At 51.6% G+C, this 15855-nt stretch carries 15 protein-coding genes; 7 read left to right on the top strand and 8 right to left on the bottom strand.

Annotated features, from left to right (window positions below; translation table 11 throughout):
- Window positions 1–20: 20 nt before the first annotated feature.
- From G3O01_RS00265 to G3O01_RS00245, 5 genes are all read right to left on the bottom strand, one after another.
- A complete protein-coding gene (locus G3O01_RS00265; RefSeq protein ID WP_205802441.1) occupies window positions 21–1199 on the bottom strand; it encodes an efflux RND transporter periplasmic adaptor subunit in 1179 nt (392 codons plus the stop codon).
- A gap of 673 nt (window positions 1200–1872) precedes the next feature.
- Window positions 1873–3078, bottom strand: coding sequence for a c-type cytochrome biogenesis protein CcsB (gene ccsB, locus G3O01_RS00260; RefSeq protein WP_205802440.1), 1206 nt, complete (start codon window positions 3076–3078; stop codon window positions 1873–1875).
- Between the two features lie 201 nt (window positions 3079–3279).
- On the bottom strand, window positions 3280–3564 hold the full coding sequence (locus G3O01_RS00255) for a high-potential iron-sulfur protein (protein ID WP_346779143.1): 285 nt from the start codon (window positions 3562–3564) through the stop codon (window positions 3280–3282).
- A gap of 309 nt (window positions 3565–3873) precedes the next feature.
- The gene (locus tag G3O01_RS00250) at window positions 3874–4335 is read right to left on the bottom strand and encodes a hypothetical protein (protein ID WP_205802438.1); all 462 of its coding nucleotides are present in this window, start codon (window positions 4333–4335) and stop codon (window positions 3874–3876) included.
- A gap of 144 nt (window positions 4336–4479) precedes the next feature.
- Entirely contained in the window at window positions 4480–4917 is a 438-nt protein-coding gene (locus G3O01_RS00245; RefSeq protein ID WP_205802437.1) for a DUF3331 domain-containing protein, read from the bottom strand.
- Window positions 4918–5716: 799 nt separating this feature from the next.
- Here G3O01_RS00245 and G3O01_RS00240 point away from each other — a divergent pair.
- Window positions 5717–6403 (top strand): cytochrome b/b6 domain-containing protein, encoded by a 687-nt coding sequence (locus G3O01_RS00240; RefSeq protein ID WP_205802436.1) that lies wholly within the window; start codon window positions 5717–5719, stop codon window positions 6401–6403.
- Window positions 6404–6667: 264 nt separating this feature from the next.
- Here G3O01_RS00240 and G3O01_RS00235 read toward each other — a convergent pair whose 3' ends face one another.
- Window positions 6668–7591, bottom strand: coding sequence for a VTT domain-containing protein (locus G3O01_RS00235; RefSeq protein WP_241023528.1), 924 nt, complete (start codon window positions 7589–7591; stop codon window positions 6668–6670).
- Between the two features lie 1101 nt (window positions 7592–8692).
- On the opposite strand from G3O01_RS00235, the gene G3O01_RS00230 reads away from it, so the two are divergent.
- The 5 genes from G3O01_RS00230 to G3O01_RS00210 all read left to right on the top strand — a co-directional run bounded on the left by G3O01_RS00230 (window position 8693) and on the right by G3O01_RS00210 (window position 12967).
- Window positions 8693–10372: an ATP-binding protein gene (locus G3O01_RS00230; protein WP_205802434.1), complete on the top strand. Its 1680-nt coding sequence runs from the start codon at window positions 8693–8695 to the stop codon at window positions 10370–10372.
- Between the two features lie 61 nt (window positions 10373–10433).
- On the top strand, window positions 10434–11069 hold the full coding sequence (locus G3O01_RS00225; protein ID WP_205802433.1) for a response regulator: 636 nt from the start codon (window positions 10434–10436) through the stop codon (window positions 11067–11069).
- A 133-nt stretch (window positions 11070–11202) separates the two neighbouring features.
- Entirely contained in the window at window positions 11203–11751 is a 549-nt protein-coding gene (locus G3O01_RS00220; RefSeq protein ID WP_205802432.1) for a carboxymuconolactone decarboxylase family protein, read from the top strand.
- 121 nt (window positions 11752–11872) lie between these two features.
- On the top strand, window positions 11873–12280 hold the full coding sequence (gene gcvH, locus G3O01_RS00215) for a glycine cleavage system protein GcvH (RefSeq protein WP_346779132.1): 408 nt from the start codon (window positions 11873–11875) through the stop codon (window positions 12278–12280).
- 69 nt (window positions 12281–12349) lie between these two features.
- Window positions 12350–12967 (top strand): cytochrome P460 family protein, encoded by a 618-nt coding sequence (locus G3O01_RS00210; protein ID WP_205802431.1) that lies wholly within the window; start codon window positions 12350–12352, stop codon window positions 12965–12967.
- Window positions 12968–13012: 45 nt separating this feature from the next.
- On the opposite strand, the gene G3O01_RS00205 is transcribed toward G3O01_RS00210, so the two are convergent.
- Together G3O01_RS00205 and G3O01_RS00200 are read right to left on the bottom strand one after the other, a co-directional pair.
- Window positions 13013–13597, bottom strand: a complete 585-nt coding sequence (locus G3O01_RS00205) for a carboxymuconolactone decarboxylase family protein (protein ID WP_205802430.1) — start codon at window positions 13595–13597, stop codon at window positions 13013–13015.
- 505 nt (window positions 13598–14102) lie between these two features.
- The gene (locus G3O01_RS00200) at window positions 14103–14651 is read right to left on the bottom strand and encodes a carboxymuconolactone decarboxylase family protein (RefSeq protein WP_205802429.1); all 549 of its coding nucleotides are present in this window, start codon (window positions 14649–14651) and stop codon (window positions 14103–14105) included.
- A gap of 112 nt (window positions 14652–14763) precedes the next feature.
- Between G3O01_RS00200 and G3O01_RS00195 the strand changes: the two genes are divergently transcribed.
- On the top strand, window positions 14764–15717 hold the full coding sequence (locus G3O01_RS00195; protein ID WP_205802428.1) for a LysR family transcriptional regulator: 954 nt from the start codon (window positions 14764–14766) through the stop codon (window positions 15715–15717).
- Window positions 15718–15855: the final 138 nt, after the last annotated feature.

Genomic DNA, 15855 nt, shown 5'->3' with positions numbered 1-15855 from the left:
GCATGATGAGGCGGGTGCACTCAGGAAGCAGCGCCCCTCACAGGAGTTGCGTCGCCCGGCATCTGTACAGGGTTAGGCTTGACGGGATCGCCCGGCCGGACCCGTTGTATGCCGTTTACAACGATGCGGTCGCCGGCTTTCAGTCCATCGTTGATAACGCGCAGGCTCTGATGCTGGTCACCCAGCTTAACCTCGCGGTACTGGATCTTGTTTTTCTTGTCGACCAGCAGCACAAACTTCTTGTCCTGGTCCGTCTGAATAGCGGCATCGCTGACCAGCACGGCTTGATGCGGCGCGCCACCACCAACGCGCGCCCGGACGTAAAGTCCCGGCACCAGCACGCCGTCTACATTCTCAAATCGCGCTCGCACGCGAATCGTCCCAGAACTCGTGTCAAGCCGATTGTCAACGGAATCGATCAACCCCTGCCGTGAATAGCCCGTCTCGTTAGCGAGTCCGACCCAGACCGGCACCGTCATCTTGGAATCCCGACTGAGAAAACGCAGATATGTCTGCTCGTCCACGTCGAATGACGCGTAGATGGGTGAAGTTGAAACTAGCGTTGTCAGCACAGGTGCGTTCGCACCGCTCGAAACGATGTTGCCGACAGTCAGTTCTGCCCGGGAAACTCGCCCAGAAACAGGTGCTGTAATGGATGTGTAGCCCAGATTAATCTGCGCTGCCTCCAGCGCCGCTTTAGCAGCCTTCACCGCTGCCGCCGCCTCACGATTCGCGTTCTGAGCCTGGTCATAATCGCGCTTAGCGATGGCATTGTCAGACAGAAGCCGTTGCGCGCGAGCCCAGTCCGTCGTTGCATAGCCACTGCGTGACTCGGCCGAAGCAAGTTGTGCTACCCATCGGTCGACCTCCGCCTGATACGGGCGCGGGTCTATCGTGAAGAGTTGGTCTCCCTTCTTGACCGTCGCTCCATCCCGGAAGTGAACGGCGACAATTGTTCCAGAAACGAGAGGCCGGATCTCCACATCGTGGACGGCCTCCATGCGGCCCGAATAGCTTTGATAGTCGGTGATCGATTCCGTAATCACAGTCGCCACATCGACGTCCGCCAATGACGGTGCAACCGCGGCTGCAGCCTCTGCGAGGACACTCCCGCCATACTCACGATAGACCAACGCGGCGACCCCAACGACGACCAGCGAGATCACGCTGGCCGCAAGCAGCTTATGCTTGAAAGACATTTCAGACTCCACTTGATTGCCGTCTGAGACCGCATGCGCTCTCAGACAGCACAAAAGCCATTTCGAAATAGTGCGATGGCGCGACACGTACGTTGCATCCTGACTCCGGTTCGTCATACACTGAAATTTATGTACCGCAGGACTGCGATAGGTAACCAAGCGTCAATCAGTTCCTCAGCGTTCCTTTCCTCCTAGAACGTGCATGAAATCGTTCGCGGCGATGGCGTTAGATCCACCACAATTCCTCAAGGCCGTGTGATTCGACGGGTGTTGCTTAAGTACACGCACGGTTGGCGCGTCGTACACGCACGCATTCACAAAAATATCTGGAGGCATTTCCGTATAAACGTACTCGATGCCCTAGGGAATTCTCTTGGTCACCCATGCAAGGCATAAATCAGACAGCGGCACCGTCGCGACCTGTTACGGTCAACCGTGTTACCAGATTGCCGCCTGCATCACCTCTTGCTACGACTATGTGTTCGGGGCCACTAGCCATTGCTGGCACGTTCGACACCGTCCACTGCGCGGCGAGGTATCCGCTGCATCTCCGGGAGAAACAGAGTTTGATAGCAGCAACGTGGGGTTCCCAGGCTACACAGACTTCCTCTCGAGTAGCGTCCGCGGACTGAGCAATGGCTGACCATACTGATACGAAACAGTAAAAGAATCGTTAAAGTCTTCCGTAGCTGTGCAACCCGGAAAGAAACATGTTGACGCCAATGAAGGCAAAGGTAGTTACTACCAAGCCAGTCAGCGCCCACCATGCTGCTGGTGTTCCGCGAAGCCCTTTAACTAGACGCATATGTAACCACACCGCGTAGTTCAGCCACACGATCAACGCCCATGTTTCTTTCGGGTCCCAACTCCAATATCCGCCCCACGCCTCTGCAGCCCAAAGCGCACCGAGAATCGTTGCAATCGTAAAAAAAGCGAAACCCACGGATATCGACTTGTACATAACGTCATCGAGAACCTCGAGCGCGGGCAGTCGGTCTTCAAAGATGCCTCGATCTTTCATCAGGTAGGCAACGGCAACCATCGCTGACAGGGCAAAGCTACCGTATCCAATGAAATTAGCGGGAACATGAATCTTCATCCACCAACTCTGAAGCGCGGGAACGAGAGGTTGGATTTGCTGCGCATCTCGGGTTATCGAATACCACATCATAAAACTGACCGCGGCGCTGATAATGAGCAAGACGAAGGCACCAAGTGCGCGTGTGTTGTAGTGTTTCTCGTAGTAAAGATAGAAGAGAGCCGTAATTAGATTGAACAGTATGAAGACTTCGTAAAGGTTCGATACAGGAATATGGCCAATGTCGGGACCGATCAGATAGGACTCGTACCATCGCACCATCATCCCGACGAAACCCATCAAGACCGCGCACCAAGTGAATTTCGACGCGATCGCCCACGCCGAAGACGAGCGTGACAGCATGCCAAGCCAGTAAAAAAGCGTCGCTAGCATAAATAGCGCGCTCATCCATAAGATCGAGGATTGGCTTGACAAGAAATACTTCAGAAAAATGGCATGATCGGCGCGACCCACGTCATCGCCGTAAAGATGAATCGCTAATAGAGATAGTGCGGCGATATTCACCATCAACGCGCGCGCCGGCTTCCAGTACGATCCCAGCACGATGCACCCAGGGATTGTAAATATTAAAACCAGCTGATCGTAATAACTCATGTGCGCATGGTACTTAACCAATGCGAACACAGCTCCGCAAACAATCGCTCCAGCGAATAAGAGATCAAGGAGCAAGCTCTGCAGGGGGACTCTCGGCTGCCAGACTCTAACACCTACAGAAGGCGCTATCGCTACCGTCTTGCTACGCGATGCCGAGCGACGCGCAGCACCAGATGTCACGTCCATTTCTAACCTCACTTTTGTGAATACACTGCGCTCGCTCTGCAATCTAATGTACGCCGTGTTGATAGAATCGATATTTTATTTTCAACGCCATCTTGAGCGGCCGCGATCTAACCGACTATTGCTGCGCGTGGACGGAGATGACAGAACCAAGCGATTCCCTGTCGGAGTCGCATTTTCATGCGCACACCCGGTCACCGTGAACTACCCTCTCCTCACATATCCGTTACACCAACCACCTCCTTCCACTGTCTTCCCAGTGAAGAGCGGACAAGCAGCAACCTTCGTAGATGCACTGCCCTGATAAAACTGACAGTTAGCGCACTCTTGGCCAATGGCGTACTTTGGAAACTTGGTCTTGTCCACTTTCGTTGCATCGGTTCGATAGCCAAGCGCTTCCGCGCTTGGATCTGCCTCAGATAACTCTGCCGCGGCATACGCGACCGCTGGCAGAAATACAATCGATGTGAGGCCTATAACGCTTTCCATCACGAACTTACGGCGACACGACATCATTTAAAATCCCCTTGATTGGCTTTTCCCGCAATATTGGCTATTCGGGAGACTTAGTAGACTGAACATATCGTAAATAACATGACGAATGTACTCACGAGAGTTCGTCGCGATATCTTTCGATAGCGACCACAGCGAACATGACTTGTAGCGCGCACCATTCATGGTATTGCGATGTTCTATCCGTAACAATGTTTCTCTGGTATGTCAGGGATATACCGCCGCATAGACGGTGTGATTTTTCCGAAAACGGGTCCGACCTCTCGCTCCGCAAGCATCAACAAATCAGTAACGCTCCAAACCAATGAGACTGCAAACCAACGAAGCAAGCAGCGTCGATGTCTTCAAGATAAGATCCATCAGTAGTACACTGAACACGACTACGGATGATTGATATGCCATTGGTAAAGCCTGCGCTACGACTACTGATCCGACCGCGCAGAGGAAAAGGAATATATTGGTCGCAAACCGCTTCTGATACGTCGTCCCGATGGCAAATGCGACCCAAATCACACGCCCTATGAGTGAAGCAAGACGCTCTGCCGAAGACTCCGTCAGGATTAGCTCAAGCGGTAGTTCAAGTATCGACCATACTGCAATAGAGATCGGTAGCGCGTGCCGCGCAACCCTTAATAATGCAAACAACCATTTTCGAATAACGCCCCACGATCCATCGCAGGTGAAATTAACCTCGTCGCGTCCGTACTTCAGTCGATTCTCTACGTTGCGCGGATGAATGCCATGCATAAATGCTCCGATGCTCTATGGCTTTAGCCCCTGTCTTGAGGCCTCTTAGCGGCTCATGACATTGCCGCGAAACACAACTGATTGCGTTCTTGCAACTCCATTTTTTGCCGATTTCCCTTCAGAGACGCTTTTTTAATTTTTACCTTACTGTCCTGTTCGTCGCGGGAACGACATGCCAACAGAAGAGGCGAGGATCATTCGATGACTATTTGCCGGTGTGCGAGTCTCGCACACCCACGGCCGCAATACGGAATCGCCGATTCCGATCGGCATGCCACTCAGCGCGCAGAACGACCGTGCGTGCGCAAGCCCCATCCTCCACACCTGTTCGGCAAAGTGCCCGGACGTTGCGTCACTCCAACAGATACTAAGCGTCACAGATGAGAGGCGCTCGACTATTGAGATTCGAGCAGGCATCAGTTCGTTCGCGATCGTTTCACTTTCCGATTGACTAACGCGTCCTTTTGTTTTCCGGAATTTCTTCTTTCTAACAAACTTTCCTTCAAGAATAGGCGGTGCTTTTGGAGTCAACAACGACAGCAGCGCTCGCTCAACAATATCTTCGCTAGCTTCTAGATTCATTTGACACCTTCATTGTCGATCGGCCAAGAATCGGTTAACGCTTGAGAGGGATATTAGCGAGCTACAATCTGGTGGACAACCTCCAATCGGTATCGTTTGCGCATCCGTCGGTATATGTTTCTAAGCACTATCCCCGGTTCGACCGGGCATAGAAAGGATCCTGATGCTCGTAGTCAGCGCTGCAGAATGGATAGTCAGCTCAATTCGACCGTAGGCCTGTAGTACACTCAGCGGATCGTAAAGGTGTCTACACGACGTCTTCACGTTCCTCGCACACGCGACCGTTGTTGTAATCCTTTAACGCGCCGGAGGATTACAGGTACGTCCCATGTAGCAACGGCGACGCATGTTCTGCGTGTCAGTGAGCACCACCAAGTCGTCGTCAGGTACCGAACGACGCGTCCGCAGAACGCAATTGAGTCCAACAGCGACCACGTGCTCGGGGAATACGTCGTCAAACCTCCAATGCACCTTGTCATTGATCGAAGTCTTCAAAGGAAAATCAAGAAGGGAAGAATGATCCTCTACTCGAACGCGCATGCTAATCAGTTGGATGTGATGCAATCGGTGGTAGGCTTGATCGACGCCGGAATTCGAATTGATTGAAATCTCAGAAGGTAGGGTCTGTTCACATACGAGTCGAGCTGAGACCCAATTCCCAGCACGCCACGCACGAGGTACCTCAGCACATGACTTCAGCATAGTGAAACCGCTCTGTTATCTCAATCGATGACGGTTAGGTAAGACCGTACTGAACCAAAATCATACTAACCAGTCTGTACTACGCATGAATTTCTTTGTGAATAAAGAAGCAACATCGCGGTCCTGCGGGCTACATCAAGAGGCAGTACGAGTTTGGGACTGGCCGGTGAGAATCTTTCATTGGCTACTTCTTGTTCTCGTCATCGCGGCGTATTTAACTTCCCGATACAACTGGATGACTTATCACGTTTATATCGGAAGAATTATTCTTACGCTATTGTGCTTCCGGACTATGTGGGGCTTTTGGGGTAGCGATACCGCCCGCTTCCGACGGTTTATAGTGCGTCCTTCGATCGCCTTCGCATACATTCGCGACCTCTTTTCGCAAACCTGCGAAAAACATATCGGACACACCCCTGCCGGCGGATGGATGGTGGTTGCGTTAATCGTAGTGCTCTGGATGCAGGTATTAACAGGTCTGTTTGTGAGCAACGACGTCGTTCGCGTTGGACCGCTGTTTGCGATTTTTTCCGGTGATACGACGAATACGTTGGTTTTCGTGCACGGAATACTATTTAATGTCCTGACCTTGTTTGTCGCGATTCATATTGCCGTTGTTGCCATCTACTGGACCGTGAAGCGACAGAACTTGATTAAGCCGATGATAACGGGAATACAGTCTCTCCCGCTGTGCGTTGAGAAACCAAGGTTCGTGTCCACAAAACGAGCGATAGGGCTATTCCTTTGCTCCATCGGCATAGCGCTGCTCATTGGCCTACTTTGATGTAGTTTCGGTAGATTGATGATCCATGCCGAAAAGCTTCGAACTGTATAGACTCTTGTTTGCGACCCGCGGCATTCTTTGCAAAGTCGGAACGTCGCTTACAATTCCGATTCAGTGTTCTTGTCCACAGCAACGGCATGTTTCTGCGGTATAGACGCAAAGTCATCCTAAGTCTCAAACTGAAACTTTCCGGCCGCTCCGTAGTGCTATTGGTAAGGCCGACAACTTAGTCTGTCGATAGCCTGGGCAAAATAACTTTTTGTCTTACTGCGTAGATGCGTGCTGGATCCGGGCTGCTGCTTCTTGCGCTGCAGAATTGAGAGGGAGAGGCTCAATAGCGAAACCAGCCCCCCGCCACGCAGCGAGTCCTCCGACGAGCGGAAACACATCTGGATATCCTTTTCTTTTCATTTTCTCCGCCACCAATGAAGCACTCACTTCGTTTGGGCAGTCACAATAGACGACAAATTTCCTACTCCGATCGATGCCGTCAAGTATCACTAGCGACGAAGATTCATCGAGCACAATCGCGCCCGGAATTCGGACAGGATCCCTTTGCAGTAGCAGTCCTCGTCGCGCATCGATGATCAAAGGTGGCGGATCTTGCGATAACAAAGCATCCAGCTGCAAAGCATCAACCCGGGGCATGCGCAGACGACGCAGCAATCTCACCCTATGTCGCCAACGAACGCCAATGTAAATAATCAAAAAGAGCGCGATCACAAAGGCTGCACCCCATCCAAACCAGTCCAAGAGGTCGAGCATTGTGTCGACCGCGTCAGCGAAAAACGATCCGAGTGCCACCCCTGCCGCCGCCCAAAGCGCGGCCCCGATGAAATCGTAGAAGAGGAAATTGATGAGGGGCACGCCACTCGCTCCGGCAACGGGTACAGCGAGTGTAGATAGACCCGGTACGAACTTGGTCACGGTCAGAATGCGAACGCCAAATCGTCCAAATACCTCTCCACTCCGATTGACACATGTGTCTCGTGAGATAGAAATGCTGCAAAGAAAGCCGAGGACGCGGCGCCCGTAACGCCGTCCTAACCAGAACCATAACAAATCGCCCAACAAAGCCGATATTGCCGCCACCAGGACCACATTGAATAGGGACAATCTCATCACCCAGGCGTCACCATCCATCCCCATCGACGCGATGATCGCACCAGTCAGGATGAGCGTCGGCATTGCGGGAACCGGCAAGCCGAGAGCCTCGAGAAGTACGTTAGCAACAACTAGCGGACAACCGTACTCAACGATCAATTCTCGAAGCATAGATTCGACTCACAGGACAAAAAACATGATGCGTCTGTACGTTTTCAACGATACCGCCATCCACGCCCGATGCTGCCTCACCTCGTATGGTCTGTCCAGCATCAGATGCACCGCCGGCACCTCAGATGTGTAATGCCATCCAGGGCACCATCACGTTATTGATGACTTGGCACGAAGGCCTCGCACCCTACGGCGTCACTTCGGCACGTTCTTTCTAGGGGTATTACCCCGGCCGAGGCATGCTCAATAGAAGCAACGGAGTGGTCAGGCAGCAACATCACTTCGTTACCGAGTAACGAAACGATTCAATCGATTTCCTCGCCTGCGTCCTGGCGATTGAGAACAAAAAAGCCTTTCGCACATCACATATCTTCCGTGCTGGATGCAGCATAACCTCACTTTTCCGGTCGAAAATCACGGTCACACTAATGCCGTTGATGACGCACACTCGTCAACATTCCTCGCTTAAACATACTTAGGTATATTCACTCATACCCGCGCAATGGGGGAAGCGGCGACTAACCCGGTAATATCGATGTCGTCTTCGCGGCGGCTTAAGAATGTCGACCAGTAACGTAGCGAACCATCCCGGCTTCTGCAACATCGTGAAATCGACTCCAGAATAGATATGGCTTTGTAGAAAAAGGAGAACCTCGCATAATGGGACCGCAACCTCGTCAGGCTACCTCTTTCTGGCTATATCGCTCTGATCAGGTCGCCACCGGCCAGATTCAAGGCGAGATCACCTGCACGCAACCCGCAGCGAACCTCGGTCACCACTTCCTTGCAAGGTTTTTTCGCCTTATCGTCCTCTTTCGGTTGTGGCCAGACCGCAAGCATCTCGAGAATGTCGTTCGCCCAATACTTTATGGGCTAAGAATCATTGAGATCGGTTTAACCCATAACGGCACTGCGCTTTAACGGGTGCGATGTATCTTTCCATGACCGGCGCGAGACAGCCAAGTATCGTGTAGCCCCGGAAACATAATATCGACCTTAAGCGGTACGACATGCATGATCGGCGATGAGAACCTCACACAATTACTGGCGATGGTCCGGACGTCGCAACAATTCTCCCGGGATGTCGATGAGCGGGAACTCGTTGCGATCTTCCTACGGGCTGTTCTGTCCGTGACCGCCGCACATCGCGTTCGACTCGTGAGAGATGAAGGATGTTCCCTCCTTGTCACATACGAGGCACGACACTCCCAAGAGAGCAATATTGACGTCACCCACGAAGAGCCCTTCGTTCAAGCCGATGAGCTGATCAGGAACATCTTCTGTACGGCTTCTCAAACCAACATCCCGGTAATTTTTGGCATAACTTCCTCCGATCCCAAAGACGTCCAGGCGAATCAGGGCAAATATGTCGTCGAGAACCCAATGTTGGGTATCACTTCGTTCAACGGCGGCCGGAACAAGCAAATCCTTATTTTGGATAGACATCATGATGCGCCTCCGTTCCGCCCATCACTCATTCCTTATCTCGAGATACTCTCCGCGCAAACAGCAGTGAAATTCGAGAACGTCCGACTTCGCTTGAGTATGGAGGCCGTAAGTTCGACGAGGGAGGAGGTCGAGATCGCACTACGTGCCAACGAAAAAGAGCTGGCGCACATACAGCGAATGAGTGGTACGGGAAGTTGGGTCTGGTACGCCTTCGACGATATGATTGAAGCTTCGTCGGAATGCTTCAGAATATATGCAATTCCAACGGCACGGCGCGCACCGAGTGTTAAATTTACAGATTTGACGCATCCGGATGACATCGCATCGGTGCGAATCGCACTCGAAAGAGCAGTTAGAGCACGACGCATGTTTAAGCTGGAATTCAGAATTGCGGTCGGCTTTGGTGAAATCAAATATATACAGATCGAAGGTCACCCACAAATAGATGAAACAGGACGCTTGCAATATGTCGGAGTGACCGTCGACGTCACAGAACGACGAAATGCGGAAAATGCGCTGCAAGCCGCACGCGCGGAACTTGCACGCGCTCATCGCCTTTCCGCGATGGGCGAGCTGACGGCGTCAATCGTCCATGAGATTTACCAACCCCTCACCGGGATTATCACTAATGCGGAGGTGTGTCTACGGTGGTTGTCCAAGTCGCCTGCCGAGACCACGCGCGCAAATGAATCGGCTCGACGGGTAGTCCGAGACGCTCGTCGAGCAGTAGAAGTGTTCAGAGGGCTACGAGCCGTAGCCGCGAACTCAGGAGTTGTTAAAGTTCCAGTAGATCTGGACGACGCAATCAGGGAGGTCGCGTTCATTTTACAGGGTGAACTTGATCGCGCGAACATACGTTTGCGCTTGCAAACTACTTCAACGAAGCCCGTACTTGGTGATCGCACGCAGATTCAACAAGTTATCGAGAATCTCATGCGTAATGCGATGGACGCTTTAACGCACGTCGTCGGAACACAAAGGCTTGTAACCGTCGACTCTGAACCACATAATACCGCGTTTGCGCTTGTGAGCGTGTATGACAATGGATGCGGTTTTGGTCAACACTCTTCCGATGAGCTATTCGCTGCGTTATTTACAACCAAACCCAATGGTATGGGTATGGGGCTCAAGGTGTGTCGCTCCATCATCGAGTCGCACGGAGGCACACTTCAAGCAGAGCGATGTGGAGACGACACTGTATTCCGATTCACTTTACCTTATATAGACGGTGCATCTGACCGATGACTTACATCGAGCAGACAATGAGGATCGTATACGTTTAAATCGAAACCTAAGGATATTTGACATGGAATCTTCTACTTTGATTTATGTCGTCGACGACGATATTTCTGTCAGAGAATCAGTATCCGATCTGTTGGCGACAGTAGGACTTGAGTCAAGATCTTTCAGATCCGCGGCCGATATGTTTGACGTATTGGAGACTACTCCAGTCAAGCCCATACCTATACCAAACTGCATTATTCTGGACGTTAGAATGCCTGGGGTAGGAGGTCTCGAGGCGCAAGAACGACTTGGCAGGCTACAACTATCCGTACCTGTCATCTTCATGACGGCACACGGAGATATTGCGATGACCGTGAAAGCGATGAAGTCCGGCGCCCACAACTTTCTCAGCAAACCGTTTCGTGATCAAGACATGCTTGATGCCGTTCGTTCCGCCGTGACGTATGACCGCACACACCAAGAGAACGAACGTGTACGTCGCGAGTTACGAGAACGCTACGAGTCATTAACCGTCCGCGAACGCACGCTTCTATCCATGGTCACAAGCGGCTTGATGAACAAACAAATTGCAGCAAAGATGAACCTCAGCGAGATAACGATTAAGGTACATCGCGGTCAGCTTATGCGAAAAATGAAAGCCAAGACGCTCGTTGAACTCGTCAAAATGGAGACACGTATGCCGAGATCGGATCGATGAGCCTTCTCGTCACGACCTGACTGACTATACCTAGATATATAAACCATGTACGTTCGGCGGCGTGAATTCCTGCATCTTTTATCTTAAAATTGATCGACCAGACCAAATTGGATTGCTTGACAGGAGACGTGAATTGAGCCGCATAGCAATCCCTGCTCGAGACGAAGCACCGGCGTGTTCAGAGTCGATGCCTGACGCGATTGAGAAACAGTTCGGATTTGTCCCGAACCTGTTCAGTATCATGTCTCTCAGTCCCAGCGCCCTTATGGGTTGGGTAGGCCTCCAGGGCGCACTCGCTAAAACGCTAGATATAAAGACTAGAGAAGGGATCGCACTGGCGGTGTCGCAGGTGAATTCTTGCCAATATAGTCTTTCGGCACACACCTTTACCGCGAAGAACATTACGAAGCTCTGTGCGGAAGAAATTTTGCGTAACCGGCACGCTACTTCGAGTGATTTGAAAACAGAAGCTGCGCTGAAATTTGCAAAGAAGGCGGTCGAGACGCGTGGACACGTTACTGAAGCGGACCTCGTCGCTGTACAGGAAGCAGGTTACGACGAAGAAAACATCGTTGAGATCATCGCGCTTAGCACGCAGTTTCTACTGACAAATTTTCTTACTAACGTCTTTGATACGCCAATCGACTTCCCGGTGGTTAGCCTAGATCCGATAAGCGCATAGTTCGTTTGATACTTTTTCTTACGAATCCATCTTGACGTCGGCATGTTGCTCCAAGCAACGAGTAAGCATACCAAGACGCCTTGATCGCTTCTCGTGCGACGCCGAATAGAGATCATATTCCATGCAACTCACCTTCGAGGACTCTTATATGCCCGTCCCGTCAGAACTCCGTTACACAGATACCCACGAATGGGTACGGATTGCAAGCGACGGCCTACTTTCAGTGGGAATAACCGATCACGAGCAAAACGCCCTTGGCGAGATAGTTCGACTGGAACTGCCTACGCCTGGTACGACGGTCCATAGAGGCAGCCCCATCGCGACCATCGAATCTGAAAAATCGGCGTCTGATATCAACGCGCCCGTTTCAGGCGAAATAGCAAGCGTCAACGAGAGTCTCAGGTCGTCCCCCGGTTCGATCAACACTGCGCCGTACGAAAGTTGGCTGGTCAAAATCCGACCTTCAGACGCCACGACTACGGACGACTTGTTGAGCGCTGGAGAGTACGCCGCACGAATCGGAGAGTGATCCTACGCCGACGGCGAATGCACACAAGCCGACCCGGCAGATTTGTGGTCGCCTATTGCAGCCATACCGATGCCGAAAGATCCCAGCGCAAATCGATTAAATCGCCTTAAAACGGTACCACCGAGACTCTACGACTATCTTGTAACCACCGCGAAAAGTGCAATGTATGATCCGGTAGAGATGATAGAGATACTTGCTGTCTGCATAGCGTTAGCGGGCATCGTTTGCCTTCCCCAGTTACTGGCCCCGGTAAGACCACCGGCACTACCGAAACCCGTGCTCGAATACTCCATATACGGTGATCTCATTTTTCCCAGTGACTTCTATGACTGGATACATGTGCAAATGAGTGACGAATCTTCCTCGAATTTGATTGACTTCGGCGTTTTGATGACCTTTCATGATGCGTACATCGCTCCTGCCGCATATAAAAACTTCCTCTCGAGCCATACTCTGCCAGATGGCACCATTGCCTTCAGGAGAGTCAGTGGACAGTTTGCAATATCAAGCGCTGGACTCGCCGATCGAAGCTGCAGACTGTGTTCGATGGCGTCCGATCTTGAATCTGCTAATGTGGCGGTCAAGGATAAACTCCAGTTTGGCGAAAATCGCAAATGGGGATTCTTCCACCTGCGCGAGGCTCAGTTTGAGGACATGAAGCACACACCTCGCTCACGAAGAGCTTAACAAATTGACAAATCGGATCGTTCTGTTCCGACCGTCTTTCAATGTCTATACTGGCATACCATCGAACCCATCTGCTCGTGATAATGGTCCAGGCTCATCGAACATCTTCGAAAAATCTGGATGAAGATCAAATACGTTCGCTAGTAGATTCGTCATAAAGGACAGCGCGCATAGTGCGATGATCTCAACGATCTGAGCATCAGAGTATCCGGCCGCACGTATCATGTCGAGATCTGCATCCTTGACCTTTCCTCGTGTTACAGCGACTTCACGCGCAAACTTTATCGCTGCCTCAGCCTTCAGATCTAACGACCGCCCCTGGCGGTTCAGTACGATTTCTTCTGGTATGAGTTTCGCGAAATGGTGTCCAAGGTAAGAATGCTCAGAGATACAGTATTCGCATTTGTTCACCTCCGACACCGCTAATGAGATACGTTCGCGCATGCGTACATCCAACGTTCGCGAGAGAGCGGTTTGCATTTCTATCAAACCTGTCAACGAGGTGGGGCTGATGGACAGGATGCGGTAGATATCAGGCACGAACCCATAACGCCTGCTGACAAGATGAAATAACGACTTTAAAGTCGATGGTATAGTTTCACGATGACTTGGTATTCCAATGCGCGACATGGTTTCTCCTCCGATAGCGCTGGGTGTTTGTAGCGCAGCACTGATCGTAGTCTTTCATCTGCACCCTGATAAGCAGCTGATTTTGAGAAGCGCAATTTCAATAAATGAGAACTTGACAAGCCGATCAAATTTCAGACCTTCGGGTGAAACATCTTTCCAAATGGCGCTCCCTATAGGCACAAGCAATTCAACGAGCGACCGGAGGATTGCTCGCTTGTCGCCTTCATCAGAGCGCGATTGCCTCGCACTCAGACGAACACGCTAAAGAACTGCCTCATCTAACTCAGCGGCGAGCTCAGTCTCGATGGAGTGCCCTCAACGACGAGATGGCTTCTTTTCCATACAAACTCGCCTTATCAAGTATCGAGGCGTGCTTTGGCGGCCGAAAATCCGGTGGCCGCCGACGCCCCGCTGTAAGCCCCATCCTACCTAGGTCCGAAACTTCCCAAAACAGCATCGATCCCCCTTACCCATGTCACCTTGCATGAACAGATCATGTTCACAGTCATACCGCCCCCACCTCAACATCCACTTCTGGAAAGTCGACTCTTGTATCGAACACGTTATTAATTAGATTTGTGAAGGTGCAATACGCGCTGGCTGCGACGATCTCGACTATCTGGGCGTCTTCGAAACCCGCGGCCCTTATCATCCTTAACTCACCGTCATCGATCTTTCCACGCTTCACGATCATTTCCTGGACGAACCTCACAAGTGCCCTAGCCTTTGGGTCGACAGAATCACCTTGCCGGTTAAGCAACATCTCGGCTGGGCTCAATCCACCGTAGTTCATCCCTAGATATGTATGGAGCGACAGGCAATACTTGCACTTATTGACCTGCGACACTGCCAGGCCGATACGCGCGAATGTACGCGCATCCAATACTTTTGCTATTGCACTCTGAAGCTGCGTCATAGCCGTAAGTGCATCAGGACTGATCGAAGCCGCACGGAACACCGCTGGGACGAACCGTAGCTGTCTCGCGACCGCATTCAGCATGTCCTGCGACTCCGTAGGTACGTCGTCGCGATCAGGGATCGAGAATCTCGGCATGACTTTCTCCTGTCGGCTATACGTTACTGATTGAGGGGGATACCTAACGGCCCCCGTGTTCGTTGATAATCCTGTATTTTCATACGATTGGTCTCAACAAATGAGAGGATAAATGGACCGCTTCGAGGCAATGTTGTTCTTCGTTACCGCTGTTGACCTGGGCAGTTTCTCCGCAGCGGCGCGTAAGCTCAGCATTCCTTTACCGACCGTAAGCCGCAGAGTCGCAGAACTTGAACAGCATCTGAATACACAGTTGCTTGTCCGCTCTACACGAAAGCTTACTGTCACAGAGGCTGGCGAGGCATATCTGACCGCCTGCAGGACCATCCTTGACCAGGTCGGCGACGCAGAAAGGAACGCATCTGGCGAATATTCAACTCCGCGAGGTGATATGGTCGTAACAGCGCCCATTGTGTTCGGCCGCCTTCACCTTTTGCCAATCATCAATGATTTCCTTGCCGCCTTCCCGGACATTCACATCAAACTGATCCTGTCCGATCTAAACCTGAATTTGATCGACAATCGAATCGACATCGCACTGCGTATCGGCCATCTTCCGGATAGCTCGCTCATCGCAACACCTGTCGGTACGGTAAACCGTGTGTTTTGCGGCAGCCCTGCGTACTTCGCAGGTGCTGGCAGACCCAAGAAGCCGGACGATCTTACTGACCACGCGTGCGTGAGCTTCGACGCACTCGCGTCCGGACCGACATGGTCTTTTGCCTCCACTCACGGCCAGCGTCCAGACCTCCAGGTCGGCATCCGACCACGCCTATCAGTTAACACAGCAGAAGCCGCCATCGATGCCGCGATCGCAGGGGTCGGTGTTACGCATGTGCTTTCCTACCAAGCCGCCCATGCCGTCGAAAAAGGCTCTCTTACACTTGTCCTCAGGGATTTCGAGCCCGAGCCGATTCCCGTCAGCGTAGTGCATGCTGGACAAAAAATACAACCAATCAAGATCCGAAGATTCATCGAATTCTGCGTTCCGCGACTCAGAAAAACCTTGGCTCTCGATAGGGCCCATTTCAGGACTGGTTCATCGGCTAACAGCTTAAAGACATGAAACCCCTAAATACAAGCAGAAATCCAATTTTAGAACATCTTACCTAAAACGTGTAGATATTCCAAAGACTGCATCGACTTGTCCTGCTCACGCAACAGGAAGTAGCTGGACGACCGCCATCTCTATCCTCTCAACTTT

Source organism: Burkholderia sp. Ac-20365, from assembly GCF_017104715.1.
Lineage (GTDB): Bacteria > Pseudomonadota > Gammaproteobacteria > Burkholderiales > Burkholderiaceae > Paraburkholderia.
The sequence above is the reverse complement of the archived record's forward strand: the minus strand, read 5'-3'. Positions and strand labels throughout refer to the sequence as shown.

Bases quoted from the DNA above. Each gene is read 5' to 3' on its own strand.
- ccsB (WP_205802440.1), bottom strand. From the start codon at position 3,078: ATGGACGTGACATCTGGTGCTGCGCGTCGCTCGGCATCGCGTAGCAAG.
- G3O01_RS00200 (WP_205802429.1), bottom strand. From the start codon at position 14,651: ATGCCGAGATTCTCGATCCCTGATCGCGACGACGTACCTACGGAGTCG.
- G3O01_RS00205 (WP_205802430.1), bottom strand. From the start codon at position 13,597: ATGTCGCGCATTGGAATACCAAGTCATCGTGAAACTATACCATCGACT.
- G3O01_RS00245 (WP_205802437.1), bottom strand. From the start codon at position 4,917: ATGAATCTAGAAGCTAGCGAAGATATTGTTGAGCGAGCGCTGCTGTCG.
- G3O01_RS00210 (WP_205802431.1), top strand. From the start codon at position 12,350: ATGCCGAAAGATCCCAGCGCAAATCGATTAAATCGCCTTAAAACGGTA.
- gcvH (WP_346779132.1), top strand. From the start codon at position 11,873: ATGCAACTCACCTTCGAGGACTCTTATATGCCCGTCCCGTCAGAACTC.
- G3O01_RS00230 (WP_205802434.1), top strand. From the start codon at position 8,693: ATGATCGGCGATGAGAACCTCACACAATTACTGGCGATGGTCCGGACG.
- G3O01_RS00265 (WP_205802441.1), bottom strand. From the start codon at position 1,199: ATGTCTTTCAAGCATAAGCTGCTTGCGGCCAGCGTGATCTCGCTGGTC.
- G3O01_RS00225 (WP_205802433.1), top strand. From the start codon at position 10,434: ATGGAATCTTCTACTTTGATTTATGTCGTCGACGACGATATTTCTGTC.
- G3O01_RS00235 (WP_241023528.1), bottom strand. From the start codon at position 7,591: ATGCCGACGCTCATCCTGACTGGTGCGATCATCGCGTCGATGGGGATG.
- G3O01_RS00195 (WP_205802428.1), top strand. From the start codon at position 14,764: ATGGACCGCTTCGAGGCAATGTTGTTCTTCGTTACCGCTGTTGACCTG.
- G3O01_RS00255 (WP_346779143.1), bottom strand. From the start codon at position 3,564: ATGGAAAGCGTTATAGGCCTCACATCGATTGTATTTCTGCCAGCGGTC.
- G3O01_RS00250 (WP_205802438.1), bottom strand. From the start codon at position 4,335: ATGCATGGCATTCATCCGCGCAACGTAGAGAATCGACTGAAGTACGGA.